The organism is Fibrobacter sp. UWB10 (genome assembly GCF_900182935.1).
Lineage (GTDB): Bacteria > Fibrobacterota > Fibrobacteria > Fibrobacterales > Fibrobacteraceae > Fibrobacter > Fibrobacter succinogenes_O.
Genome location: NZ_FXUE01000003.1, coordinates 59,122 through 85,421 on the forward strand (window position 1 = coordinate 59,122; position 26,300 = coordinate 85,421).

The following is a 26,300-nucleotide window of genomic DNA, read 5'->3' on the forward strand; positions in this document are numbered from 1 at the left end:
TTATTAAATTACTCATATGCAACAATATTTAGACTTGCTCAAGGATATTTTGGAAAATGGGGTGGACCGTTCTGACCGTACGGGTACGGGAACGCGCTCTGTTTTTGGCCGCCAGTGCCGTTATGATTTGTCCAAGGGATTCCCTTGCTTGACTACGAAAAAACTTCACCTTCGCTCGATTATCCATGAATTATTGTGGTTCTTGAAGGGTGATACGAACATTAAGTACTTGCATGACAACAAGGTGACCATTTGGGACGAATGGGCCGATGAAAACGGCGACCTGGGTCCGGTTTACGGTCACCAGTGGCGTAGCTGGCCGACCCCTGATGGTGGACATATCGACCAGATTCAGAATTTGATTAACAGCCTCAAGAACAATCCGGATTCCCGCAGGCACCTGGTGTGCGCATGGAATGTGGCCGAAGTCGACAAGATGGCCTTGCCGCCTTGCCACTGCCTGTTCCAATTTTATGTGGGCGGTGTAGGTGCATCGGGTAAGCGTAAACTGAGCTGCCAACTGTACCAGCGCAGTGCCGATACGTTCCTCGGGGTGCCGTTCAATATCGCATCTTATGCGCTGTTGACTTTGATGCTTGCTCAGGTTTGCGATTATGAACCGGGCGAATTCATTCATACCTTGGGCGACACGCACCTGTATTCGAATCATTTTGAACAGGCCCGCGAACAGTTGACGCGCACGCCGCGCAAGTTGCCGACCATGAAGTTGAATCCGGCAATCAAGGACCTGTTTGAATTCAAGTTTGAAGATTTTGAACTGGTCGATTACGATCCGTGGCCGACGATTAAAGCACCGATTGCGGTGTAATCGAAGGGGGAGGCAAAGATGCTGATTTCTGCAATTGTTGCAATTTCTCAGAATAATGTGATCGGTCGCGACGGTCACTTGCCTTGGCATTTGTCCGCTGACCTCAAGCGTTTTAAGGCGATTACGACTGGGCATTCTATTGTTCTTGGTCGCAAGAATTACGACGATATCGGACGCCCGCTTCCGAATCGCACGAATTACGTGCTTACGCGCAATCCTGCATTCGAAGCTCCGGGCTGCGTTGTCTGTAGCAATCTTTCGCAGGCGATAGAATCTGCTCGCGCCGCCCATGAAACAGAATGCTTTATTATTGGCGGCGCGGCGGTTTACCGCGAAGCCATGCCCCTAGTGCAAAAGCTTTATGTGACTCGCGTGCTGGCCGATGTAGACGGCGATGTACTGTTCCCGGAATGGGGCGATGGCTGGCACAAGGTAAGCGAAGAACGCTTTGAAGCCGACGAAAAGAACGATTATCCGACCACATTTGAAGTCTGGGAGCGCTAATTGGTAGACCCTGTAAAAATTCACAAGCAGTATATATTTGTGACGTCGGTTTTCGTCGTCGCGATACTATTATTGTTTGTCATTTTTATGGGTGCGGTGCGCTCCAATGGGGTTTCTCCGCAACAAGTTCGCTTTGATAAAGGCTGGACCGTTACATACAAAGGTGAAAAAACTCCGATTGTGTCTTTAAGGAACTTCACGTTCCCCAAGAGACTGATGACCGGCGATACCCTTATATTGGAAGGTTCTGTTCCCGCAAATTCTCCAATTGCGCATCCGGTGTTTAGGTTTAAAACGAACCATTGCGCGGTTGAAGTCTTTGAAAACGGAAAGAGTTTGTATGAATATGGGAAAGATAGCGATTTCCCGGGAAGCGGCTACCATTATGTTTACTTGGATCCAAGCGATGTCCAAAAACTGAAAGTAGTTCTTGTTGAAAAAGTCGACAATAGAATCGTTCACATTTCGAATTATTCGCTCTTGCCTGGGAAATATGCCTTAAGCGATTATTCGTCGAGACATATTTTTGCTCTTGTCATCGGTATATTCCTGATTCTGTTTGGTGGAATTGCTGTTTTGATAGGATTTATCATGCGGATTTACGGAGTCAATTATTTCCGTCTGCTGATGATTGGAGCCCTGTCGTTTACGTTTGGCGTCTGGACGATGTGCTATACGAAACTCATCCAGTTGGTGTCTTTCAATTTGACTCTCAACACGACGCTTGAATATTTGTGCCTTTATTTCTCGCCGCTTCCGTTTACGTTGTTGCTTTGGAATATGCAGCGTATGCATCTCGGTCGCCAGAAAACCCTGGTGATGAAGTTTTTGGTGGGCTACGAAATCGCTTTCATGACAGTGACTTCGTTCCTTCATTTTTCGGGCCTGTGCGATTTCCCGAAAACCTTGGTGTTTTTCCATGCCTCGGTATTTGCAGGCTTGATTTACTTTGTTTTTGCCGGCTTTCTCTACAACAAGAAAATGGATATATCCGGAAAGCTTCTTACGCGAGGGGTGCTGTTCTTTGCGATATTTGTTGTTCTGGATTTGATTCGCTTTAATATTGCCCGCTTTGTGTCAGTAGATATTCCTTTGTTGGATTCAACTTGGACGCCTGTTGGTATGCTTGGCTTTGTGCTTTTGCTTGTCCAAAGCTATATCGTGTACCTGATTTACATTCTGGAAGATCGTGCTGAAAAGGGAATTTTAGCGACTATGGCATTCTTGGATGCTTTGACGGGACTTTATAACCGAGCCAAGTGCCAGCAAATTTTTGAAATTCTCGACAAGAATTTTGGCGATTATGCCATTGTCAGTATTGATATGAATGGTCTTAAGGCCGTGAATGACAAGTATGGCCATAACGAAGGCGATAAACTCATTAAAGCGTTTGCCGAGGTCTTTAAAGAAGCTTTTGCTGGAATTGGAACTGCCATTCGTGTGGGTGGTGATGAATTCATGGCTATTGTTCGTAGCGAACATGTGGCCGATGTTTCGGATGCGATTACTAAAATGAAAGATCTTCAGAGTGCTCGTAGCGAAGAACTGCCTGAACCTTTGAATTCGGCGTATGGCGTTGCCTATAAGCATGAATTCTTGAAAAACGGGTTTAGCATTGTTGAAGAAAACCGTATTGAGGCCGAAAAAGTCTATCATTTGGCCGATGAACGCATGTATGCCATGAAAGCTTCGATGAAGTCGAAATTGGCACGGAAAGAATAGTTTTTTTTGATATTTTCTATCCTCTTTCGATTCCCGTCTTTCGTCTTTAATATATATTAAAGACATGCTAGACTTTAACGTTTTTTATCGTTTGGCGGCTGCGATTGGCATTGGCCTGATTATTGGCCTGCAGCGCGAGCACACTTATTATGACCAGTCGGATAGACATCCGGCCGGTGTTCGTACTTTTACCCTTGTTGGGCTTGCGGGTGCCATGGCGGCACTCCTTTCGGACCAAATGGGTGGTGTAGCGCCTTTTATTACCGGATTTGTTGTTGTGGGCATGCTTTTGATGGCCATGCATGTGTCTTTTGCGATTGGTCATCGTAAGCAAGATGATTCTACTGCGGGTCATTTGCCCGGTGGCGATGGCATTACCACAAGCGTTGCGGTTGTGATTGTGTATTTGCTCGGCGGTATTTGCTGGTACGGACGCTTGCTAGAATCTTGCGTGATTGTGGTAGTGATTCTCTGGGTGCTTTCGGCAAAGGAGCAGTTGCATACTTTCGCGCAAAAGCTTTCCAAAGAAGATATTTTGGCGACGGTCAAGTTTGCGGTGATTTCGGCTTTGATTTTGCCGTTCTTGCCGAACCAAGCTTACGGCCCTGCTGGGCTTGAAGTATTGAACCCGCATACGATTTGGCTGTTTGTGGTGTTCATTAGCGGTATCGGTTTTGTTGGCTATGTGCTCATTAAACTGGTGGGCCCGGGCAAAGGCATTTGGCTTACGGGTTTGCTGGGTGGCCTTGCCAGCAGTACAGCGTTGACCTTGAATTTGGCCGGGCGCAGTCGTGAAAACGAGGATTACGCGTCTGACTTTACGCTTGGTATTGTGCTGAGTTGGGCGGTGATGTATGTGCGCCTATACCTGATTTGCATTTTCTTGAGTGGCGCACTTGCGGCACCGCTTGCTTTGCCGCTGTTGTTGCCCGTGGTTCCTGCGCTTGGGTATGCGCTGTTCCTCAAGATTCGCGAGTTCCGTGACCACAAGCAAAAGTCTTCGGATTTTTCGAACCCGTTCAAGCTTTTGCCGGCGATTAAGTTTGGCGTGATTTTTACCTGCGTGATGTTTATCGCCAATGCGGCTCGCGTGTATTTGGGCGCCGGCGCGCTGTTGGCCTGTAGTTTTTTGGGAGGCGCCGCCGAAATGGATGCGGTGGCATTCTCGGTAATCGATATGAACTTGAAGGCCGGACTCCCGGTGCGTGAATTGGTGCTGGCGCTGTTGTTTGCAAGCCTCGCCAATACAATCACGAAGGGCGGCATGGTGATTTTCTTGGGTGCAAAGGCGATGCGTCGTCCGATTTTGCCTGCTGTAATCTTGATTTGCTTGGTGACGGCAGGTTTGATTGGATATTATGCGGTCTTATAAAAAAGGATAGGGTATGGGTGAAAAACTGATTCACGCTTTGACAGTGGCAGGCTTTGACGGCTCGGCGGGTGCAGGCTTTGTGTCTGACATTAAGACAATGGCTCATTTTGGCGTGTATGGCCAAGCGGTCTGCACGGCGCTCACGCAGCAAAACGAAGAAGAATTCGTTGCGCCTGGCTGGGTGATTTGGGACCGTATCGAAGCTCAGCTTGAAACTCTCTTTAAAAAGCATACTTTCAAGTTCGTGAAAATCGGGCTTGTCGAAAAGGCCCGCACCTTAAATCGCATTGTAGACTTCGTGCGAGCAAAGTCTCCGGATGCATTCATTGTGTGGGATCCGATTGCAAGTGCAAGCGCTGGGTTCCACTTTATGCGCGATGCCGAAAAGTTCTTGCCAATCATGAAGTCGATTGACTTGGTCACGCCGAACCAAGATGAATTTGCCTACTTGGGCCTGGGGCTTGCGGAATCCCGCGGACAAATCAAGATGGGCCGCGACTTTGCCGTACTCCTGAAGGGTGGCCATGCCCGCGGCAAGGAATCGATCGATACCTTGTGGTATAACGAAGAACAGTTCAAGTTTATTAGCCCGCGTCTCCCCGGCAAAGGCAAGCACGGCACCGGCTGCGTGCTCAGCTCTGCAATCCTTGCAAACGTGGCCCTTGGCAAAGACGTTCCCACCGCCTGCGAAATTGCCAAGCAGTACATGAACGAATACCTGCAAACCGGCGAAGGCCGCTTAGGGTTTTTAGTTTAAGCAAGATTCTTTTAAGGTGCCACACGGATTCGATTTTACTAACGTAAAATCTGTTTTATATGGGTTAGTATTTATGGATAAAATTTCGATAGCGTTGGCGATATTCGCGTTAGGTTTGGTTGCCTGTGATGGTTCTGGTACGAGTTCTACGGAACAGAATTCTGAATCTGAGTTGGAGTCTTCTGGCAGTAACTCTGCTGGTGTAGACTGTTTGGCTCTTATGGAAGGGTATACGGACTGGAATAGGGATGTTCCAAAAGAATGCCGTCTGAATCCTGAAATTAATTACGGTAACATGACTGATGCACGCGATGGCAAAATCTATAAGACAGTAAAGATTGGTGAGCAAACCTGGATGGCAGAGAACTTGAACTACGCTGACAGTGCAAAGACTGCGAGTTTGAAGGGCAAAAGCTGGTGCTACAATAATGCGGATAAAAATTGCGATGTTACTGGGCGCCTGTACACTTGGGCTGCGGCAATCGACTCTGTCAAACTCGCTACTGATGTAGACCATCCGCAGAAATGCGGCCGCCTCGAGGAATGCGGCCTCGCTTTCGATTCGGATGGCTCAGCGACCTTAATCCAGGGTATTTGCCCGAGTGGTTGGCATTTGCCGAGCCCGAACGAATGGAAAGCCTTTTTCATGGCTGTGGGCGGTGAATCTACGGCAGGCAAGTTTCTCAAGTCGCAGACGGGGTGGATGTGGGAGTATAGCAACGGCAATTATAGTGACGGCAATGGCACGGACGCCTTCGGCTTTTCTGCGTTGCCCGCTGGAGAAAGGAACGAAGATGGCTATTTTGAAAACGAAGGCTACTACGCGAAATTCTGGAGTTCTTTTGAAGACTTAAGCCTCGATGCGTACTTTGTGAAATTGTACTATAATCGCGAATCTGTGAACCTGAACTGCACTGATAAGTACAGCGCACTCTCTGTTCGTTGTGTAAAGGACTAAAATGGTGAAATGCCGTTAGGCATTTCCCATCCGTGTGACAAAAAAAGGCACCCCGCAGGGTGCCTTAAATTTTTTATGAAGTAAGAATTAATCTTCTTCAGCCGGGCGCTTGGAGAGCTGCTTACGCTTGATCGGGTCGAGCTCGGTCTTGCGCAGGCGCAGCACTTCCGGCGTGACTTCGATGCATTCGTCTTCGTTGATGAAGGTGACGCATTCTTCCAAAGTCAGGCGGCGGTACGGAGTCAGCTGAATCATGTCGTCGGCAGACTTAGAACGCATGTTGGTAAGGTGCTTACCCTTGGTCACGTTCACGATAATGTCGACGTCGCGGTTGTGTTCACCCACGATCATGCCCGGATAAACTTCGGCACCCGGTCCGATGATGAGGTAACCGCGGTCTTCCAGGTTGGAAAGAGCATAGCTTGCAGCTTCGCCCGGTTCCTTCGCGATGAGCACGCCGTTCACGCGGGCCGGAATTTCGCCCTTGTACGGTTCGTAGTCCTTGAAGATGGACTGGCTGATGGCGTAACCCTTGGAAAGGGACAACAGCTTCGGGCGGATACCGATAAGGCCACGGCTCGGAACGAGGTATTCGAGAGTGACGCGGTCGTTTTCGTCGGTGGTCATGTTGACCATTTCGCCCTTACGGGTGTTGATTTCCTGAATGCAGGCGCCGCTGAATTCGCTCGGCACTTCGACCTTGAATTCTTCGATCGGTTCGAGGAGCTTGCCGTTTTCGTCGTTCTTGAAAATCACCTGCGGGCTTCCGATGGTGAATTCGTAGAGTTCACGACGCATGTTTTCGACGAGGATGGTGAGGTGCAAAATACCACGGCCAGACACCTTGAAGGTAGAAGCGCCGTCGACCTTTTCGACCAAGAGGGCGGGGTCAGCCATGTGGGCGCGTTCCAGACGTTCCTGGAGCTGGTTACCCGTCATGAACTTTCCACCGTACTTACCGGCCAGGGGCGAGGTGTTCACGGTGAAGAGCATAGAAATGGTCGGCGGGTCAATATGGATGCGGGGGAGGTGCACCGGATTGCTCGTAGAAGAGAGCGTATCACCGATGTCGAAGTTGTCGAGACCGGCAATCAAAATGATGTCGCCCGGACCGGCTTCTTCGATCGGCTGCGGAGTCAGACCTTCGTAGCGCAGAATCTTCTGAATACGGATGTTCTTGACCTTCCCGTCGGTCATAGCCTGGGCAACGGTCATGTTCGGCTTGAAGGTACCCTGCTGCACGCGGCCCACGGCCAAGCGGCCAAGGAAGCCCGAGTATTCGAGGGAGGCAATCTGCAGAAGCGGTTCTGCATTCGGATCGCCCTTCGGAGCCGGGATGCGTTCGATAATCTTGTCCATCAAAATGTGGAAGTCGCCATCCGGGTCTTCCATTTCGGCCTTGCAGATGCCCTTACGGCCAGAACCGAACACCTTGTCGAAGTCGAGCTGCTGTTCGTTGGCGTCGAGTTCGCAGAACAGATCGAACACCTTGTCGAGGGCGCCGTGCGGGTTACAACCGTCACGGTCGATCTTGTTCACGACCACGATAGGAATAAGTCCCATTTCAAGGGCCTTCTGGGTCACGAAGCGGGTCTGAGCCATGGGGCCTTCGAAGGCGTCCACCACCAGAATCACGCCGTCCACCGTGCCGAGCACGCGTTCCACCTGGCCACCGAAGTCGGCGTGCCCCGGGGTATCGACGATGTTCACGCGATAGCCCTTGTACATGACGCTCGTGTTCTTGGAGAGGATGGTGATGCCGCGTTCGCGTTCCAGGTTGTCGCTATCCATCACGCGTTCGTTCACTTCTTCGTTTTCGTGGAAGGTTCCGCACTGCTTGAGGAGCTGGTCCACCAGGGTAGTTTTACCGTGGTCAACGTGGGCGATAATGGCGACGTTTCTGATTTTAGATGTATCCATAATGGCTCTTTTGATTGACGTTTATTTTTGCGCGCAAATTTAGAAATTATAGCCGATTATGGCAATGTTTTGGGGGCAAGTTTACTATATTTGGGCTACTATGGCAAAAGAACTCGACAATTTTGACGATGAAGAAATGGACGAAGCCGCCCTCGAGAAGTTCGATTCCGAGGACTCCCTTGCCCAGACTCCTGTGGTCCGTGATTATAGCGACCGCCGTATCCTGATTTGGGAAGAAGATGATTCCCATCGCGAAGCTTGCCTGACCGTGTTGACAGACCTTCTGGTGGGTGCTACCATCAAGGCTGTAAAAACCGAGGCCGAAGCCCAGGAACAGCTGGAAAACGACGACTGGGACACTTTCGTTGTCGATTTCTACACCGAAGGCGTTTCCGCAAGCGATTTCATCAAGAGCGCAAACAACTATCCGGGTTCCATTCTGGTTGCCCTGAACATGGGTCCGCTGACTCTTGCCGAAGAACGCGATCCAGCCCGCACAGAATTACTGCGCAGGCTGTTTGATGTTGAACGCGCTAATACGCAGATTCACGCATAGTAGATTATAGAACTTAGATTATCTTCTAAGTTCTATCAACTAAGTTCAACCAACTAAATTTTTCCCGGAGTGGGTGCGTCAAGGCTCCACGCCGAGGAATCCGAACGCATATTCCAGTGGTCAATGTTCAATTGGCCACTTTGATTGTATTTACCCGAACCGACTGCGGGCACCACGTTGGTGTGCAGTGAATCGGGGGAGCTAGCGTAGTACAGGGAATCGAGCGTTTCTCCGTCGCATTGCAGTACGACAGTACCCTTGCTGTTGGACATGGCACTCCAGCCATCGGTGTTGATATGGATAGCGGGCGTGTTTTCGGAGGCGGCATCGCCTAACACAAGCACCTGACCCGGAAGGATTTCGCTTACGGTCAGTGCGAATTGCTTGATGCTGGTGGCGCTTCCGAGCCCGAGGGTGCAATCGTCCAGAAGTAGCGTGTCGAGGCTGCCGTTGTAGATTTCGACGAACTCGTACAGCGAACTGTCTTTGGTGCCAGGAGCGGAGAAGTATTCCGTTATCAGCAAGTCGTCGGTCTTGGGTTTTCGGAGTCCGGCCTTGAGCGGGAGTGTGATTGCCACACGGCGCTCGTCGGCGGGCTTTACGGAAATCGCAATCTTGCTGCGGAGCGAATTCAGCGAGAGGTTTGGCACCGGGCTGTCTTCGGTGAGCAAGAACTTGTCGCTCAAGTCGTAGATGGCATTGCCGTCGGCATCGTACAGCGTGATTTGAACATCGTATTCGACGCCGAGCTTGAGCATGCCGCTGTTGAAAATGAGCTTGCCTGTGGATTCTTCCATGGGAATTTCAATGCGCTCGTCTTCGGAGACTAGCGTCATGATTCCGCTTGCGATGCCGCTTTCGTTCTTGAGCCCGATTGGCACTTCGACAAGTACAAAGCCCACAATCGGGTGCATCTGGATGGGGATGTCTACGACGGCGCCTGCTTCAAGCTTGGTCGAAAGTTCGCCCATTTGCATGAGTGCTCCATTCGCATAAATCTTGGCCTTGAACGTCCAGTTGTCGCTCGGGAAAAGATCCATGTTAAAGAGGGCGCTGTCGGCGGAATGCACGTAGTGGAGCGTGTCTGCGCCGTAGCAGTCTAGCACCAGGCTATCGAGCAGGGGTGGCGTGTTGTACTGCAGGCTGAGTGCGACTGAAGCCGTGCCTGCCTTGCTGATGGTTGCGCTTGTTTCGTGGGAATCGCTTCCGCAGTTCCAGAGGGCGAGTGCGCACAGGAATGCGGTGGCGGTGTTTGCGTGTTTTGTTTTAATAGGACTCATGATACCTCCATTTGGTTGAGTGGTCCTATTCACTAACACGCCATTTTTGGCCAAAGTGTTTGATTTTACCCCTTGTTTTGAGGAATTTTCGTGAAAAATTTTTGATACAAATGAAAATTGGCGAATTTAGGCCAAAATCGGCAGTTTAAAGCTTGAGAGCCTTCTGTCCATTCTGCTTGCGGTTGCCTTGCAACTTGGTGGCGCAGGCCTTGTCTTGGCGCAAAATTTTCACCAGAGCGCTCGGAGTCAAGTTGAATGCGGCTGCTGCGGCCTTGGTATCGCCGTTCTTGGTAGCCATGATGTCGAAAACGTGGGCTACAAACAGCGGAAACAGCGCATTACTCGGTTGCAGGTGTCCGTTGCTCCCCGGGAAGGGCATTTCGGGGTTTGCTGGGGGTTCGCGGACTTGCAGGGCGAGTGCCATTTGCATTCTGTGTAATGCATGCACCTTGTTTTCGTGCGCGGATCTCCCTTCGCACGATTTGATTTCTAAATTGAACTCACGTAAACTGAGGAGAACTCCCGTATTGGTCTTGTTGCGGTGCTGACCGCCGGGGCCCGAACCCTGGAAACCCTTGAGGCTACAGGCGCGGAGCAGTTCGTCGAGTGTCATTTTTAAATAGGTATCGCGATGCATACTCTTAAAAATACAATTGTTATGGCCCTTGCAGTAGGGATGAGTGTTTTCTTTGGGGCTTGTGCAGGTTCGTCTGCAAAAGACGATGCCGGCCTCGATGCCCCGGCCAATGTGAAAAATGAAAAGGTGGTGCTTCAGGAAAGCGACAAACAGGCTATGCTTGAATCCATGTTCAAGAACCTCTTGAACGCCATTCATGAAGATACGCCCGCCGATGAACTTTATGCAATGCTGACAGATTCTTCGGAATACTGGCTTGATACGCTGGAACATCATGCCAGGACTTTTGGTCCTGAGCAGTTGGAAACTTGCCCGTTCTATGAAATTTACTCGATTCTGCTTTATCGCCTTTATGAACGCGAACACTTGTGGACTGTTCCCGAAGACCGCATGCTTTGGCTCTATATGTCGAAGGCTGGAATTATGCACAACTTTACCAAGTTGAAATTGGGTCCCATGAAGGTCAAGAACGACCGTGGAAGCATTGGCCTTGAACAGAGCCCCGAAGTGCCTATCATGATTTTTGAATGGGACGACAAATCCTGGAAATTGGACTTGGGCGAAACGGTTCCCTTGATTACCAAGGGTCTCGAAGCGACTGCGGTCAAGAAGAGCTGGAGCAACAAGAAACTTGCGCTTTATTGGCTTGACCGCGAATACCACATGACGTATTCAAGACTTGACGATTCCCTTTGCGAACCGATTGGCTTCTAGTGCTTTCCATGAAAATTTTTAAAACCGTTCTTGTACTGTTAGTTTGTACGTTGTCTGCGGTGTGGGCCGCTCCTAAAGCGAATGGAGCCCCTTACACGGCCGGTTCTGCCAAGGTTATTGGTGCGGTAGAGTCTAAAACGCCCTATAGCGGAGATAGACTTTTTGCTACGCTTGATTCCGTGGGTGGTACGGGCACCTGGATGGAATGGGATGTGAACGGAGTCAAGGATCCGTCCTTGATGCAAATTCTTGACCCTATGCTCAAAAGCTCGAATAAACCTGAAATGGTATGGGTGATAACGGAACGAGCAAAACCGCTAGTTGCGGTGTTGTTGCCCAAGGGAAAAGGGGAGGCTATTCTGTTTTATGAATTGCAGTCTCTCGATGCAAAGCCGGTACCCCTGTCAATCAATCCGGTTCTTAGCCCCGAAGTCGTTTTCCGTGATTACAAGCAGGTTTCTGAAAAGGAATACGTGCACCGCGACAAGGATAATCTGAAGGTAAAATTGCTCCCGTCGGGAATGATTTTCTCTTACGAAAAGAAGGGGGAGGATCCCCTGTACATGGTGTCCGATTATGCGACAAGGGATTTTGCCGAAAAGAATTCCATTTTGACCGATTACGAAGACTACTTTAAGTATGAATATTCGCTGATGCTTCGCGCTTTTGTGCAGTCGGTTCGCGGTGTGTTCAATTGGCAGCCTTGGCACTGGTACATGGCTAGCTGGAATTCTAAATTCATGATTACACGTTCTGAATTGGAAGCAATTCTGGTTCGCGGTGTCGCTCCCTCGTTTTTTAGGCTATTCAAGGCTAAAACACCCGCCGGAGAAACGGTTGAATTTCGAACGAATGGAAATGGCTATTCGGAACTAGAAATTCGTAAGTAAACTATAAATCTGGGCGAGCGTTATTTGCTATTTTAGGAACGTGAAGCCCAAAGTTCTTATTTCTCTTTTTGTGGCCCTAGGGGCGATGTGTTCATTCGCCGGAGTGGTCGAAGATTCCAAGAGCCGTTTTGTCTTGGATGATGTTGTCGTTGAATCGAGCGTTTATCCGTGCGATTCTGTTGGTTTGTCCGGTGCAAAGTTCTTGCCCGAAAAAGCGACTTATCTTGACGGCCATGACATGCCGTACAGGTATTACTGGGTGGCGTTACCGTCTAACCAGAAGCCTTCTGTTTCTGTCACCGATTCTAAGACCGTTCCGTTAGGAAAATCCCTGTGTGCAGAACGCCATGATATCAGAACGGATTCTGCCTGGGTTTATTCAGTCGGTGTTTCTGACCCTATTTTGCGCGATGGGCTCTGGATGACCCAAATCCGTGTGCCTCTGTATGTCAAGAACGGTTCGTCGGTTTCGCTACGCAAGAATTTCCGCCTGAAGGTTCAGTTTAGCGGTTCAAAGAATGGTGTCAATCCTGGAAAGCGAGCTCTTTCGAGGGTTGAAAACCCGATTGCGGCTTCGCGTTTTGGAACGTCAAAGGCTAAGGCTATTAGGGCTTTGCGCTCTGAAGCCGCCGGTAGCGAATTGCCGACGTTTATTGCCAAGTTCCGCGTGGGTGACCAGAATGTTGCAAGCAATAGCGAAGACGGCTTGTATGCTGTCAGTTATTCTGCGATCCGTAATGCTTTGCCGAATTCCAAAGATTTAGACGGTATTCCGGTTGATTGGATTCGCCTTTATGGAGCATCGCCTGATACCTTGGCTGACATGGCTCCTGGCTCGAGCGAACGTATTCCGAACCAGATTTTTGAAATTCCGATTGAAATCCGTGACCATACTCCGGCAGGTCATGGCTCTTCGGCCAGCAGCAATCCGGATAAACTCTTTAATGAAGGCGACTCCATTATATTTGTAGGGTACGGAAACAGCTTCTGGAAACGCTGCGACAGTGAAAACAGCATGTTCTTGAATGGAAAAATGGATTATTTCCATTCGTATTCTCCCTATTCGTTCTACCAGAAGTTCTTGCTGGGTTATTCGGAATCAGGAAAGGGACTTCGATTCGACCAAAAAGTGAGCGCCCCTTCGGGAGAAGGAAAAGATGTGGCTTGGATGCGCTACGTGCGTGCCGAACAAGACCTTATTTTGCGTGACACCTATTTCGGAAAAGAGCTGGATTGGGAAAAGGCCACAGGTAAGGAATGGTTCTGGCATTGGCATTCTCGCAAGGATACAACCTCTATTTCGTTTGGTGATAACGAGACGGTTCGATTGCCTGGATTAATTGAAGGTGGCAAACAGTATGTTGCCGTGTCGTATTTCCCGCACCGCTCCATTTGGGCTGCTGTTGCGACTGGATTAGAAGACCAATCTGCAGATCAGGAACTTTCGGGATATAGCTACAAGACCCGTATGGATGCTATCAATTTCGCAATGGAAGTGAATGGCAATCGCGTTGATAGGTCGCAAATGGAACTCATGCCGGCAGGAAACTTCCGTATGGACAATCCGGGGTTAGTCGCGGATGGTAACCAGTATCGCCTTGAAATGCTTCCGAATATTAGACAATATGACCGATTCGACGGATATACGGTTGCATACCAGTGGAATCCGGTGGTTGATTCTGCGGAATGGCTTTTGCCCGGTGCTTCTATTTCGGGGGTAATCAATGTTCCGATTCCTTCGAATACGATGGTTATGAAGTTCTCGAATATGCGACCGGTCGGATTCTTGGCTGCATCGGGAAATTTTGCCAAGGACAATATTTCTGCCGGTGAAGATGTCCGGTATCTTGCCGTACGAGAAAATGTATTCCATTCGAATCTGGTTGTTGAAGGTATCCCGAATTATGGTGATGGCGTGCTCAAGGATTTGTCTCGCCCCAATTCGAAATTGGAATACTTGATTATTACTCCGGCTGAATTTGTGGCACAGGCTAAGGCTTTGGCTGAGTTCCGTAATGACGGATCTTCTGTTGGAAATTTTGCAACCTCGGTTGTAGTTGCTGAAGATATTTATGACCGCTATACGGCTGGCCGTATGTCGCCGGTTGCAATCCGTAACTACATTGCCTACGTTTATTCTGTATGCCCCAATTTCCGCTATGTGTTGCTTGCGGGTGGGGGACATTTCGATTATCGCGATATCAACAAGAAATATGGCGTACCGTACATTCCGCCATTTGAAAAAGAAGATGCCGTGATCGAAGATTTCTTCGGTGTGCTAGATTCTGGGGAAACAGTGCCCTATGGTACATTTGATGTGGATGTTTCTGTTGGTCGCCTTCCGGTTGTAACTACGACTGAATTTGAAAACTATATCACGAAGGCTAAGGATTATGAAAAGAAGGGCTCCATGGATTATTCAGAATGGCGCTCGACGTTGTTGCATGCTGCCGACGATGCCAAGAATAGCGGAGTAGAAGATAAAACGGCTCATACGACGTACCAGGAAAAACTGGTGAGAAAGATTGACAGCTTGGGCGTTTATAAGGGTGAACGCTGGAATTTCAAGAAGGTTTATCTGCTTGATTATCCGGAAGACGCGGCTGGCCAAAAGAAAGCTGCCGCCGATGACCTTATTAATCTGTTGAACCAAGGAGCCCTTTTCACGACTTATTTTGGACATGGTTCCAAGACCGATTGGGCTTCTGAAGGTCTGTTGAAACCGAGTTATCTGGCAAAACTTTCGAATAAATCCCGCTACACGATTCTGGGGTCGTTCTCTTGCACGGTGGGACGTTTTGATGAAGGCAATTCACGTTCTTTGTCCGAGGAATTTTTGGTGGCTCCTAATGTAGGCTCGATTGCCTCGGTTGGTGCGACTCGCGAAACGTTTGCTCAGGATAATTTCAATTTTGGAAGTAGTCTCTTGATAAATGCCTTGTCGGGAAATGGGGAAACCATTGGTTCGGCAATGCTCAAGTCGAAGAGAGCTGTCGGTATGATTCAAAGCTCGTCACGCTACAATAATGAACGTTATGTGCTCTTGGGTGAACCTGTGATCCGCATGCCGAGTAGCGATTTGAAGGTTACTTTGGATAAATCGCTGGATTCGATTAAGGCTCTTGACCGCATGACTTTGTCGGGTACGGTTGAAGGTTTGGATAACGGCTATGTGAACCTGGAACTTCGCGAAGGTCGCACAATGAAGCGTATGGCATTGAATGTTTCCAGCGATTCTGTCGACGTGTTCTACGATGGCGGTTTGATTTATTCCGAAAAAATTCCTGTCAAAGGTGGAAGATTCACTACGGATTTTGTGACTCCCCGCAAGATTTCGATTGGCGACACAACAGCTGAATTCAGCGCTTGGGCTTATTCTTCGAATGAAAACGCTGTTGGTCGTTCCTGGATTAGGAAGCTAGTTGTCAGCGGAGTTTCGGATTATGCCGATTCTCTGAACGATACGGTACCGCCGACTATTCAGATTCAGTCCTGCTACGGTAGCGGAACGGCGACGGACTTTGCCGATGGCGAAACGGTCAAGTTGCAATCTCCGGCATGCTTGCAGGTGGTTGTCGAAGATGCGACTGCGCTTGACTTTAGGGAACAGGCTGACGAAGGTATTTCGTTTGAAGTTCCGGGCATGCAGGAACCGTTCCACCCGTGGCCTTATTTGGAACAGACTTCAAAGCGTGCAAAACTGCGCATGAATTTTAGCACGGTGCAGTATCCGGCTGGCAATTACATATTCAGAGTGTATGCAAACGATGTCTTGGGTAATATGAGCACCAAGATGATCAATGTTGAAATTACTGACGATATGGAAGCTGGCCTTGCCGACGTATTCAATGTTCCGAATCCGGTGGGCAAAAAAGGCACTACGTTCTACTTCAAGAATTTGGCTGTGGATCGCGACAGCAAGGTCGATATCTTTATCTACAACCAAAATGGCAAACTGGTTCGCGTGATTAAGGATGCGGTTTCGGGCGTTACGCATTGGAACGGCCACGACAATCACGGCCGCCTGCTTGCAAACGGTCTGTACCACTACGTGGTTCGTAGCACCGTGTCTGCTACCGAGAATTTCGGAAAGAAAACTTGGACTAAAAAACAGAAATTATTGATTTCGAGGTAATTATGGATTTGCGTGAAAAGCCTGGTAAAGTTCAGACTTTTTTGGAATTGATGTTGCGTTTTCGTTTGATCGCTTTTGTGGTCATGGTGATAGCGACGGTTTCTTTTGTGGCGACGGGTTGGCAAGAAATTGTATCGCTCCCGATTGGCGCTTCTGAATCGTTTGGAATGTGGCTTGCCGAAACGGAAGGCGTGAAAGCCTTGTGGGAATCTGCCCGCTATATTGGTGTGGCGGCGATTGCTTGCTTGGTGATGTTTGTCGTATTTGGCGGAGTGCGTGCGGGCATTGCTTCGGCTGTGTCGGCGGTGCTTTCGTTTGCGGCGTTGTATGTACTTGGTGGCGCAGAAAGTATGCCGCTCCCGATGTTTGGCATTTTGGCGCTTGTTTCGCTGGTGCTGTTCCTGTTTGTCAAATGGTCGGTGGCCTGCGCTTTGTTCCCGTTTGTGGTTTCTTGGCTGTTCCTGAGCGGAATACTTGAGATAGTCTCTTCGAAGTTTGGCGCTTCGGCTGGCCTTATGTGGGGCGTGCATTCTGCATTTGCCTTCGCTTGTGCAATGGCATTTGCTGTGGTTGCTGGCAAGCACTTGGCGGCAGGTGTGCCGCAGGCGGGGGCCTTGGTGAAGGCTGCCAAGCAGTTGTTGGTGCCGGTAATGGGTGGTGCCTTGTTGCTCGTTGCTGCCATCACCTTTGACATGGGTGAACGCAACTGGGCTTATGCCGTAATTCAGTTTGTGGCGTATGCCGTTTGGTTCTACGTGTTCATGTTCTCTATCTCGAGCTTTGCTCCGTGGGAACGCTTGCGCTCTGGAAGCCGCCGAGTTGAAATGAAGGACAAGAAGAAAACTCCCGCTAAAAAGAAGAAGTAATTCGGTTTTGATTAAAGAAAAAATCCCCGACATGAAGTCGGGGATTTTTTTGCAATCTTAATGCGAGTGTCGCTTAGATTTTTGCGAGCTTCTTCAAAGTGGCGGCCTTGTCGGTCTTTTCCCAAGTGAAGCGTGCGCCCGTGCGGCCGAAGTGGCCGAGAGCGGCAGTAGACTGGTAGCCCGGCTTCTTCAGGTCGAGCATCTTCACGATGCCGGCCGGAGAGAGGTCGAAGGTCTTGGCGACAATGGCTTCGATTTCGCGGTCGCTGATCTTACCCGTGCCGAAGGTGTTCACGAGAACGGACACCGGCTTGGAGTAACCGATAGCGTAAGCGAGCTGGACTTCGCAACGGTAGGCGAGGCCTGCAGCCACAATGTTCTTTGCCACATAGCGAGCGGCGTAAGCGGCGCTGCGGTCAACCTTGGACGGGTCCTTGCCACTGAATGCGCCACCACCGTGACGGCCCATGCCGCCGTAGGTGTCGACGATAATCTTACGACCAGTGAGGCCGCAGTCACCGTGCGGGCCACCGACCACGAACTTGCCGGTCGGGTTCACGAGGTAACGGGTCTTCTTGTCAAGCAACTTGGCCGGAATCACCTTCTTGATGAGCTTTTCGATGATTTCCTTTTCGATCGTGGCGTGCTTGAGTTCCTTGCCGTTCACGAATTCGTCGTGCTGGGTAGAAATCACGACCGTGTCCACGCGGACCGGCTTGTCGTTTTCGTCATATTCAACAGTCACCTGGGACTTGGCGTCCGGGCGGAGCCACTTGATTTTGCCCTTTTCGCGGAGGTTCTGGATTTCTTCCATGAGCTTGTGGGCGAGGCTAATCGGGAGCGGCATCAATTCCTTAGTTTCGTTGACGGCGTAGCCGAACATCATGCCCTGGTCACCGGCACCCTGCTTGTCATCTTCCTTACCGTCTGCGGCCTTGGCGTCCACGCCTTGAGCGATGTCCGGAGACTGCTTGTCCATAGCGACGAGCACGGAGCAGCCCTTGTAGTCGAAGGCGAGTTCCGGATTCACGTAGCCGATACCCTTGATGGTCTTGCGTGCAATCTGCTGGTAGTCAATCACGGCCTTGGTGGTGATTTCGCCGGAAATCACGACGAGGCCCGTGTTCACGAGCGTTTCGCAAGCGACGCGACTATTCGGGTCTTGCGCAAGGCAAGCGTCGAGGATAGCGTCAGAAATCTGGTCGCAAACTTTGTCCGGGTGTCCCTTGGACACCGATTCAGAAGTAAAGAGATAATGTGCCATGTAGGCTCCTTAATGTTTTCAGCACCAAAAAGAATGTCGCGTTTTTGAGCATTCCCAAGCACTGAAAAAACGGGGTTTATGTTTTTCTATGCATAAATGTACAAAAATGCATAAACTCTGACAACTCCAAATAGCTTTGATTGCAACCAATTTGTTCTTTTTGCGAATTTTTTTTGTATCTTTGCGTCGATTCGCCAAATTGGGAATCTTTTTTATATCCCGCGGCAGGGTTATTGCCATTCCCGAGGGAATTTTGCCCTTTACATTGTTGTTTTTGCTCGCAATTTTAATGCCGTTGCGGGCTGCTGAACCTGCGAAGGTGGTTTCGCTTGATTTTGTGGATACCCCGATTGCAGAGGTGGTGCGTTCGGTTTCGTTGGCCTACGATACGCCCGTTCTGGTCGACGATAATCTCGATTTCAAGGTGACCTTCCATTTGGATGGAGTCGGAGTGCTCGAGGCGCTTACGGAGCTCTGTTCGGCAAATGGGCTGGAACTTGTGCAACAGGAATCGGTCTTTCACGTGCGGCGTGCAAGTGTGCGTGGCGAGCATGAATTTGTGCGTCAAGATTCCTTGGTTTCGATTTCGGTCAAGGACAAAGATGTGAACGAGTTCGTGCGCGAGTTTGCTTTGAATTCGGGCCTGAATATTTTGGCGGGACCCGGGCTCGAAGGCCGCATTTCGGGCGAGCTTCGCTCGTTGCCGGCGGAGACTGCATTTCGGTCAATCATGAGCTCCCATGGTTTTCGGGTTTGGCGTGAAAACGGAATTCTAAGAGTGAATTCTGTTAATGCGGGAAAGCCTGCGCGTGAGGGTGAGGGTGCTGCGACTAACGACAAAATCCGGCTCTGGAAAGACGGCGATTTGTTTACCGCCGAAATCGATGACGGAGAGCTTTCGCAAGTGCTTGATTTGCTGGCTGAGACTGCGGGCTTGAATCTCGCTTTGTACGGCGACATTCGAGAAACCGTGCGGTTGAAGTTGCATGAGGTTTCGCTTGAAAGCTTGTTTGAATCGCTATTCAAGGGGCGCCGCTACAGCTTTGTGCTGGAGAACAAGACGCTTTATGTGTCCGAAGGCGGGGCCCGCAATGCACTTTCGACAAACAGGCTTTACCCGCTGCGGCATATCCACTGCGAGAAGGCGCTTGCGTATTTGGGCAAGTTCTCGCCGAGCCCGAACTTTGTCGCGACCGAAGTCAAGGAACAGAATGCGCTGCTGCTTGTTGGTTCGCATTTTGAAATTCAGATGGCGGTCGACATGCTCAAACTGATTGATGTGCCGGCGTTGCAAGTAACGCTTTCGTGCATCGTGGTGGAATTCAAACGTGGCCGCGGTTTTGAAATTGGGCTCCACAGCGGGGCCGCGCGAAAGACGGCGGAATATGACATTGGCGCCCGCGGCTACTTTGATTTTATGAACAAGGATTTTTCAGTGGCGGGCGCCTTCGGAAAAATCGGGCTCTTGCCAGATCGCTTTGAATTGGAGCTTGCCTCGCTCGAAGAAAACAACCGGGCCGAGGTGCTCGCGCGCCCGCGCTTGACCACGCTCAATGGCAACAAGGCGGAACTCAACGTGACGAACACCGTCTACTACTTGGTGAGCCAAGTGTCTGCCGACGGTTACCCGATTACAGATTATCGTTCTTTTAACGATGGCATTTCGCTAGAGCTTACGCCGTCTGTGACGCAAGAAGGCCGGATTACGTTGGAGGTTTCGCCTGAAATCAAGACGGCGGGGCGCAGCTCCGGCGATGGCCCGCGAGACATCAGCACGCGGAACCTGAAAACGGTCGTGGTTCTCGATGACGGCGAAACGCTTTGTTTGGGCGGCTTGATTCGAAAAAGCAAATCCGAGGTGCGCTCGGCGGTGCCTTTCCTCGGGAGCATTCCTGTTATCGGACGCTTGTTCAGCTATACCTCTGAAGAGGAAGAAGAAAATGAATTGGCCATCTTCATCACGCCCCATGTGGTAAAGGCGGGCTTATGATGGTGTGGCTTGGTATGCACCGCGTGATTCCGGTCGAGGCGAAGCTCTTGACTTGGGAATGCACGACTACATTCGATGAAATTCCGGCGCTTGAAACGCTGGAGTCGCTGTTTGAAAGCGAGTTTCCGCGCACGTGCCGCCGCCTGCAGGAAAGCGGTGGCTTTTACCGGATTTGGCATTTGGTCTCATTCAATTCGTCGGAGGGCAGGCGTTCGCGATTTTTGGTAGCGCTTGTCGAAAAGCGTTTTGGGAATGTTCGTTGGCGAGCCTTGCCCGAGCAGATTTGGCTTTCGGCGGCGGCAGATCAAATGATTCGCTCGTTGCCCGAGAGCGATAATGCCGGAAATTATTTGTGCTATGGCTATGCCGGAAATACGCTTTGCGTTCTTGTTTTCTTTGAAGGTCGGCTGTGCCATTGGTCCGAGGAATCGTTTGCGAAAAATTGCTCCCGCGCAACGCTTGATGCGCGAATGGAACAGGCGGTTTCTCGCTTTAGGCGGTTCTTGGAAAGCGATGCTCTGTTTTCGCGAGCGAAGCATTTTGAAGAAATCTGCCAGCAAGGAAATTTTGAGCCGGAATTTTCATTGTCGCATTTTAAGGTTGCTGCACGCGATGCTTTCTGGCGCGGTCGCGACTTGCGAAAACCCGAAGAAAATAGCGGGCTGGCGTTTGCGAATGTGATGAACGCCTTACAGCAGAAATGGGTTTGGTTGGTATTGCTTGCAGTTATTGCTTTGCTTATGCCCAAGTTTTATAAGCTTTTGAATTCCGACTGGAGCAAGGTTTTGAATATTCCGAATCCGGAACCGATTGAACTTTCGCTACCGCCGGAGTGGGAAGAATCGCTGGAAGTTCGGGATTCGGGCCGAGGTTCTGATGCGGTGGCTACTCGCACTCCTGTGCTGCCCAAGCGAAATTGCGCTCTGCCAGATTTCTCGCTGAGGGGTGTGGTGGCCGAAAAGCTGGTGATGATTTCTGTTGGCGGTCAATTGCGAACGCTTGCAGTGGGGGATTCGCTAGAATCGTTTGCGGTGCACGCCGTCGGGCGTGAGCATGTAGAATTGGGCTGTGGTGATTTCTTGCTGGTAAGGAGGGTCGGCCAATGAGGAGTTGTAAATGAGGATGAGCGTGAAATCGGGGGCTGTCCTTCCGCTAGTTCTTGGAATCTTGTTGGCGGTTACGTTCCTGCTGACATCGCTATTGCAAATGCCGGGCGGCGTGCGTCGGATTGCCATGCGAAGCGTCCAAAAGCAGCAGCGAATCTACGATGCCGAATCGGCTCTAATCGCGTACCTGGAAGGCTTTCCGGAGGGCTATTTCAAGTTCCCGAAGGTCGAACGCGGAAGGCTTGGCCCGTGGGCGGAATTGTCTGCATCGGTAGATTCTAGCCGGAGTATTCATGTGCTCGCGGGAATTGCCTGCGACAGCGCCTGCAATATGCTCAAATCACCTAAACTCCGGCGTGAAATTTATGAGGGCTTCAAGCAACAGCTGAATCAAGAAATCATGCTGGTCAAGCCCCCGCTTAAGCTCGAAATCAAGTCGGGTAACCGGCGCATTTCCTATCAAAATGCCGGGCGTATTCCTTCGAAGGCTTTGCAAGTTCTCGATGGCGATTTAACGCTCGATTTGGAAGGCAAAATTCCTTCAGGCCGATTCATCGCCGATGGCTCCGTCGAGATTCGCGGAAATGCTGAGTATGATACGCTTCGCGTGTACGCCCGCGGTCCTATTTATATACGCGGTTCTCTTCTGCGAGGCTCTGTCAAAATCAGGTTCCTCGAAGCCTTTAGCGAAGACCGCATCGAGATTTCTTCGGGCGTGGAATTCTCGGGCGTCGCCATCGCGCGGCACGAAGTCGCTTTCCCGAATGGGGCGGACAAGGTGATGATGCTTTACCCCTCGTTTGTGATGGCGGCGGAATCGGCGAACTTGCCGCTAGACTTAAAACTGGATTCCGTCTTGATTCCTGACTTTATTGCCGGCGACTTGCAACTTTTCCAATGGAGCCTGCAATGATTGCTGAGAATGCGAAAGCGGGTTTCACCTTGATGGAGGTTTGCGTGGCGCTAGCGGTGCTTTCTGCGGGCGTTCTTGTGTTCGGGCGGTACTTGGACGGCTTTAATCGCGTTCGGATGCTGGAACGCCAGCATGCGAATGCGGCCATTGTCGCGGCCCAAGCGGTGGAGCATTTCGTGCAATATCCGCCGGAATGTCGCGATGCGACCTTTGCTTTCGGGGCGCTTGCAGACTCGATTCAGGTTACCCTTCAAACAATCCCAGGCCCGAGGCAAATCGTCTGGCTGAATGCGTTCGTTGTCACGCCTAGTGTGCGGACCACCCCTAAAGCACCTGTTTTTCGGAGGATTGTTCGATGCGCTCGGTGAATGGTTTTACCCTGATAGAGCTCTTGGTTGCGGTGGTGGCGGCCTCAATCGTGTCGCTTGTAGCGCTCCAGGTGTATGGGAGCTACCACAGGCTTTACCTGCACTTGTACGGCGAATACCAAAAAGAAACCGCCGCAATCCTTGAAGATTTGCGGCGGATAAATCCGTATGATTTAGGGCCTTGTCTTAGGCGGTAGCCTTTTCTGCCTTGGCGGCAGCCTTTTCAGCGGCGCGAGCCTTGTGCATTTCGAAGAGGTTGCCGATGTAGTGCATGAAGGAAAGCACGCTCACCGAGAGGAAACCGACGGAATAGAGGGCGAGGAACGGTCCGATAATGAACTTCTGCGCACCGATGTATTCCAAAAGACCGAAGATGCAGTAGACGCCAACACCGAGTTCAACAACAGCCTGCCACGGGAACTTCTGGGCATAGTGGCTCTTGGCCTTTTTCTTGGAACCGCCGCTCTTCGGGGTGCGGACAAAGCTGCCCTTGGCGCCGATTACGGCAGAGAACACGGCGCGGGAGTTGCTGACTGCAATGCCGACACCCAGAGCCATGAGGATGGGGAGGCTGAGCAAGCGAATCTTCCAACCGGTGTAGCCGGAGCAGCGCTGTGCGACAAAGTAAAGAACAGAAGGGGCAATAGCAGCGAGGAAGATAAAGCTGAAACCGACGGTGTAGGCCCAGGTCGGCAGGTGTGCGACCGGTTCAAAGAAGGCGAGCAACGGCCAAGCACAGAGGGCGGTAAAGAGCATGCAGGGGTGAATGGAGTAGTGCGTCGTGTGGAGGATGGCGCCAATCTTTACGCGGAGAGGAACCTTGGCCTTGAGCACGCGCGGCAAAATCTTGATTGCGGTCTGGATAGAACCCTTTGCCCAGCGGAACTGCTGTGCCTTGAAGGCGTTGATGTCGTTGGGGAGTTCGGCCGGAACGATCACGTCAAACACGAACTTCATCTTCCAACCAGCGAGCTGAGAACGGTAAGAAAGGTCCATGTCTTCGGTCAGGGTGTCGCCTTCCCAGCCGCCACCGCCGTAGATGGCCTGCTTGCGCCATACGCCTGCGGTACCGTTGAAGTTCATGAAGAGCTTGCCCCAGCTACGTGCGGACTGTTCCACCACGAAGTGGCCGTCGATACCGATAGACTGAGCGAGCGTAAGACCGGATTCGGTGCGGTTCAAGTGGCCCCAGCGACCCTGGACCAGGCCAATCTGATCGTCCATAACCAGGTAGGGGATGGTCTTGAGGAGGAAGTCCTTCTCGGGGACGAAGTCGGCGTCGAAAATAGCGAGGAATTCACCCTTGGCAACCTGCATGGCTTCTTTAAGAGCGCCAGCCTTGAATTCGGAACGGTTGGTACGGTGAATCAGCTTAATGTCATAGCCCTTGGCGGCGAGTTCTGCAACTTTCTTCTTGGCAACTTCGTAGCATTCGTCGGTAGAGTCGTCAAGAACCTGAATTTCGTGCTTGTCCTTGGGATAGTCGATGGCGCAGACGGCTTCGAGCAGGCGTTCTACGCAGTTTGCTTCGTTAAAAACGGGAAGCTGGGTGGTGACCTGCGGGAGTTCATCCATGGAGTGTTCGCGGTAGAACTGCAGGATCTTTTTGCGGTCAGAAAGACGTGTCGTGCGGCTATTCTTGAGGAATAGATAGATGCTATAGTAACAGCTAAAACCATAAATGACAAGCCCGATGCCTGCGATCACATAGACAACGAACATGATGTCGAGTAGGATTGTACTGATTGCCATAAAACCGTATAACCTATATGTAAAACCTTTTGCTCCATTCGGAACTTGGGGCCAAATATAGAAACCCAACGCGAAGTTTGCTACATTAAGCCACAGATTTAATGAAAAATTTATCAAATATAGGCGCCCAATGTCTGTAAAAAACGAAAAACATGCACTTGAAAAGTGGATGGATGCCCAAAAGGGGACTCCTGGCTTCGAAGTAGCCCTCCGGAGGCTAATTTCGTTCGCCTGTTCGGAGTGGTTTAGACGAGATAATGCTGTGCCTGTAGCCCCGGACGAGGCCCTTGCGCGCGTGCTTGCGACCGATTTGCCGGAATACCCTCTTGGAAAATGGTTGGACTCGCCTGCGAGGTTCGCCCCCGAAATTGCCGATTTTTGCGAAAAAACGAAGGTTGACCCCTTGCCGGCGGCTCTAAAGGGAACGTTTCCGGAACGACTGGACCTGCGTGGGGTAGTTTGTCCGAACAACGCGATGCGGAGTCGACTCGTGATGTCGGGGCTGCCTGAAGGGGCGGAACTTGAAATCTACCTGGACGACGGTTCGCCTATAGAGAATGTACCGGGAGCATTGGTTGCCGACGGTCATATTGTCAAAAATAGGCAAAAAAAAGACGGTTTTTGGTCGATTTCTGTGGTCAAAAGGCCTTCAAGAGTGTAGATTATATATGTAATGGAAAACAGGATACTGATTATAGGCGACGAACTTTTCGGAGAACAGGGCGAGGCTGCCAACCGCTTTGCTGAAATACTCCTCTGTCGTGAAGCCAACAGACCTGTCCAGTTTTCCATAAACGCGCCTGCCCCCCAGACACTGCAGCAACTTTATGACCGAGCCTCGGCCGACATTATCGGCAAGAAGGCCGGGCGAATTATAGTTGGTCTTGGGCTCAAGGAACTCAAGCGCGGCGGAAAGGACTACATGGGTGTCTTTACCGCCTACGAAACGCTTGCGAACGAAATCTTGAACAAGACGCTTGTTCCCGTGCATTTTTTGACCATTCCCGAAGACATGTTCCCGGTGGCGCCTTCGCAGTTGACGGCGTTGAACGAACTGATTCGTGGTTTGCAGGCCAAAGATGAAAAGCGCGTGAAAATTTTCGATTTTGCTGCCTATGTGGCGGATTTCAAGGAAAAGCAACTCGAACGCGGCAAGTTCGGCCGTAGCCTGTATAACGAAGACGGTGGCCCGACCTCTATATGCAACACGTTCATGGCGCTTTACCTGTATGATTGTGTAATTAAAGAAATGAAATAAAGGAAGGATACCATGAGCTTGACAGACGATCATTTCGCACGCAAGATTGCAGCCCAGAGCAAGGCCTGGGAAGACACCGGTGACGCTCCCAAGAAGGAACGCAAGCGCGAACCCGCAGAACCCAAGATGGGTGTTTGCGACAAGTGCAAGAAAGAGGCTCTGCTTCGCCCGTACCGCTTTAAGGAAACGAGCGTCAGCAATGGTGCTGCAAGCTTTGGAACCGTGACCAAGCACCTTTGCGAAGACTGCGCTCCCAAATCTCGCGCCCAGAAGGATGCCGAGGTTCCGCAGCTCGACAAGAAGCAGCTGAAGAACTTGATGCGCTCTGCAAGAAAGGCATTAAGATAACCGCTCGGCTCTATCGCATAAACAAGAATGTGATATCGCCTCGCTCTCGCGAACACGCCCGGTTAATACCGGGCGTTTTTCGCTCACAAAGACCGCTCGATTCTATCGCTTTTATAAAAAAACGGCCCTGGCAAACGCCAGGGTCGTTTGATGTATCCGTT

Annotated in this window: 24 protein-coding genes; 18 read left to right on the forward strand and 6 right to left on the reverse strand. The window is 50.7% G+C overall.

What is annotated here, in order from left to right; all coding sequences use genetic code 11:
• Positions 1-16: 16 nt before the first annotated feature.
• The 6 genes from QOL41_RS09100 to QOL41_RS09125 all read left to right on the forward strand — a co-directional run bounded on the left by QOL41_RS09100 (position 17) and on the right by QOL41_RS09125 (position 6,142).
• Positions 17-829: a thymidylate synthase gene (locus tag QOL41_RS09100; RefSeq protein ID WP_173652992.1), complete on the forward strand. Its 813-nt coding sequence runs from the start codon at positions 17-19 to the stop codon at positions 827-829.
• A gap of 18 nt (positions 830-847) precedes the next feature.
• Positions 848-1,333 carry a dihydrofolate reductase gene (locus tag QOL41_RS09105; RefSeq protein WP_283429506.1) on the forward strand — a complete coding sequence of 162 codons (486 nt, stop codon included), beginning with the start codon at positions 848-850 and terminating at the stop codon, positions 1,331-1,333.
• Between the two features lie 87 nt (positions 1,334-1,420).
• Entirely contained in the window at positions 1,421-3,055 is a 1,635-nt protein-coding gene (locus QOL41_RS09110) for a GGDEF domain-containing protein (protein WP_283429507.1), read from the forward strand.
• Between the two features lie 64 nt (positions 3,056-3,119).
• On the forward strand, positions 3,120-4,427 hold the full coding sequence (locus tag QOL41_RS09115) for an MgtC/SapB family protein (RefSeq protein ID WP_283429508.1): 1,308 nt from the start codon (positions 3,120-3,122) through the stop codon (positions 4,425-4,427).
• 13 nt (positions 4,428-4,440) lie between these two features.
• Positions 4,441-5,184 carry a hydroxymethylpyrimidine/phosphomethylpyrimidine kinase gene (locus QOL41_RS09120; protein ID WP_283429509.1) on the forward strand — a complete coding sequence of 248 codons (744 nt, stop codon included), beginning with the start codon at positions 4,441-4,443 and terminating at the stop codon, positions 5,182-5,184.
• A gap of 73 nt (positions 5,185-5,257) precedes the next feature.
• Positions 5,258-6,142: a fibrobacter succinogenes major paralogous domain-containing protein gene (locus QOL41_RS09125; protein WP_283429510.1), complete on the forward strand. Its 885-nt coding sequence runs from the start codon at positions 5,258-5,260 to the stop codon at positions 6,140-6,142.
• A gap of 87 nt (positions 6,143-6,229) precedes the next feature.
• Here the strand turns inward: QOL41_RS09125 and typA are convergent, their stop codons facing one another.
• Positions 6,230-8,062: a translational GTPase TypA gene (gene typA, locus QOL41_RS09130; RefSeq protein ID WP_173652997.1), complete on the reverse strand. Its 1,833-nt coding sequence runs from the start codon at positions 8,060-8,062 to the stop codon at positions 6,230-6,232.
• 100 nt (positions 8,063-8,162) lie between these two features.
• Here typA and QOL41_RS09135 point away from each other — a divergent pair, with 100 nt between their 5' ends.
• A complete protein-coding gene (locus tag QOL41_RS09135; protein ID WP_163438216.1) occupies positions 8,163-8,618 on the forward strand; it encodes a hypothetical protein in 456 nt (151 codons plus the stop codon).
• A gap of 53 nt (positions 8,619-8,671) precedes the next feature.
• Here the strand turns inward: QOL41_RS09135 and QOL41_RS09140 are convergent, their stop codons facing one another.
• Positions 8,672-9,898 carry a lamin tail domain-containing protein gene (locus QOL41_RS09140; RefSeq protein ID WP_283429511.1) on the reverse strand — a complete coding sequence of 409 codons (1,227 nt, stop codon included), beginning with the start codon at positions 9,896-9,898 and terminating at the stop codon, positions 8,672-8,674.
• A gap of 145 nt (positions 9,899-10,043) precedes the next feature.
• Positions 10,044-10,535 (reverse strand): peptide chain release factor family protein, encoded by a 492-nt coding sequence (locus tag QOL41_RS09145; RefSeq protein ID WP_173652999.1) that lies wholly within the window; start codon positions 10,533-10,535, stop codon positions 10,044-10,046.
• A gap of 39 nt (positions 10,536-10,574) precedes the next feature.
• Between QOL41_RS09145 and QOL41_RS09150 the strand changes: the two genes are divergently transcribed.
• Genes QOL41_RS09150 through QOL41_RS09165 form a run of 4 tightly spaced genes read left to right on the forward strand, consistent with a single transcriptional unit; the run spans position 10,575 to position 17,140 of the window.
• Positions 10,575-11,249 (forward strand): hypothetical protein, encoded by a 675-nt coding sequence (locus QOL41_RS09150; RefSeq protein WP_283429512.1) that lies wholly within the window; start codon positions 10,575-10,577, stop codon positions 11,247-11,249.
• A gap of 8 nt (positions 11,250-11,257) precedes the next feature.
• Positions 11,258-12,139 carry a hypothetical protein gene (locus QOL41_RS09155; RefSeq protein ID WP_283429513.1) on the forward strand — a complete coding sequence of 294 codons (882 nt, stop codon included), beginning with the start codon at positions 11,258-11,260 and terminating at the stop codon, positions 12,137-12,139.
• A 40-nt stretch (positions 12,140-12,179) separates the two neighbouring features.
• Entirely contained in the window at positions 12,180-16,274 is a 4,095-nt protein-coding gene (locus QOL41_RS09160; RefSeq protein ID WP_283429514.1) for a C25 family cysteine peptidase, read from the forward strand.
• 2 nt (positions 16,275-16,276) lie between these two features.
• Positions 16,277-17,140: a hypothetical protein gene (locus tag QOL41_RS09165; protein ID WP_283429515.1), complete on the forward strand. Its 864-nt coding sequence runs from the start codon at positions 16,277-16,279 to the stop codon at positions 17,138-17,140.
• Positions 17,141-17,213: 73 nt separating this feature from the next.
• Here the strand turns inward: QOL41_RS09165 and metK are convergent, their stop codons facing one another.
• Positions 17,214-18,404 (reverse strand): methionine adenosyltransferase, encoded by a 1,191-nt coding sequence (gene metK / locus QOL41_RS09170; protein WP_163438204.1) that lies wholly within the window; start codon positions 18,402-18,404, stop codon positions 17,214-17,216.
• Positions 18,405-18,678: 274 nt separating this feature from the next.
• Between metK and QOL41_RS09175 the strand changes: the two genes are divergently transcribed.
• From QOL41_RS09175 to QOL41_RS09185, 3 genes are read left to right on the forward strand one after another with little or no spacing between them, the layout of a single operon-like run.
• Positions 18,679-20,394, forward strand: coding sequence for a type II secretion system protein GspD (locus QOL41_RS09175; RefSeq protein ID WP_283429516.1), 1,716 nt, complete (start codon positions 18,679-18,681; stop codon positions 20,392-20,394).
• Positions 20,391-21,500, forward strand: a complete 1,110-nt coding sequence (locus QOL41_RS09180; RefSeq protein ID WP_283429517.1) for a hypothetical protein — start codon at positions 20,391-20,393, stop codon at positions 21,498-21,500. The genes QOL41_RS09175 and QOL41_RS09180 overlap by 4 nt, the downstream gene beginning before the upstream one ends.
• 22 nt (positions 21,501-21,522) lie before the next feature.
• On the forward strand, positions 21,523-22,413 hold the full coding sequence (locus QOL41_RS09185; protein WP_283429518.1) for a hypothetical protein: 891 nt from the start codon (positions 21,523-21,525) through the stop codon (positions 22,411-22,413).
• Positions 22,414-22,463: 50 nt separating this feature from the next.
• Here QOL41_RS09185 and QOL41_RS09190 read toward each other — a convergent pair whose 3' ends face one another.
• Positions 22,464-22,667: a hypothetical protein gene (locus QOL41_RS09190; RefSeq protein ID WP_283429519.1), complete on the reverse strand. Its 204-nt coding sequence runs from the start codon at positions 22,665-22,667 to the stop codon at positions 22,464-22,466.
• Positions 22,668-22,768: 101 nt separating this feature from the next.
• On the opposite strand from QOL41_RS09190, the gene QOL41_RS09195 reads away from it, so the two are divergent.
• On the forward strand, positions 22,769-22,978 hold the full coding sequence (locus QOL41_RS09195) for a PilW family protein (protein ID WP_283429520.1): 210 nt from the start codon (positions 22,769-22,771) through the stop codon (positions 22,976-22,978).
• Here QOL41_RS09195 and QOL41_RS09200 read toward each other — a convergent pair.
• Complete coding sequence (locus QOL41_RS09200; protein ID WP_283429521.1) at positions 22,968-24,533, reverse strand: glycosyltransferase; 1,566 nt, start codon at positions 24,531-24,533, stop codon at positions 22,968-22,970. The two genes, QOL41_RS09195 and QOL41_RS09200, sit on opposite strands and share 11 nt — an antisense overlap.
• Before the next feature lie 130 nt (positions 24,534-24,663).
• Between QOL41_RS09200 and QOL41_RS09205 the strand changes: the two genes are divergently transcribed.
• From QOL41_RS09205 to QOL41_RS09215, 3 genes are read left to right on the forward strand one after another with little or no spacing between them, the layout of a single operon-like run.
• Positions 24,664-25,194 (forward strand): sulfurtransferase TusA family protein, encoded by a 531-nt coding sequence (locus tag QOL41_RS09205; protein WP_173654704.1) that lies wholly within the window; start codon positions 24,664-24,666, stop codon positions 25,192-25,194.
• A 12-nt stretch (positions 25,195-25,206) separates the two neighbouring features.
• On the forward strand, positions 25,207-25,791 hold the full coding sequence (locus QOL41_RS09210; RefSeq protein ID WP_283429522.1) for a hypothetical protein: 585 nt from the start codon (positions 25,207-25,209) through the stop codon (positions 25,789-25,791).
• A gap of 12 nt (positions 25,792-25,803) precedes the next feature.
• On the forward strand, positions 25,804-26,139 hold the full coding sequence (locus QOL41_RS09215; RefSeq protein WP_283429523.1) for a hypothetical protein: 336 nt from the start codon (positions 25,804-25,806) through the stop codon (positions 26,137-26,139).
• The last annotated feature ends 161 nt before the right edge of the window (positions 26,140-26,300 follow it).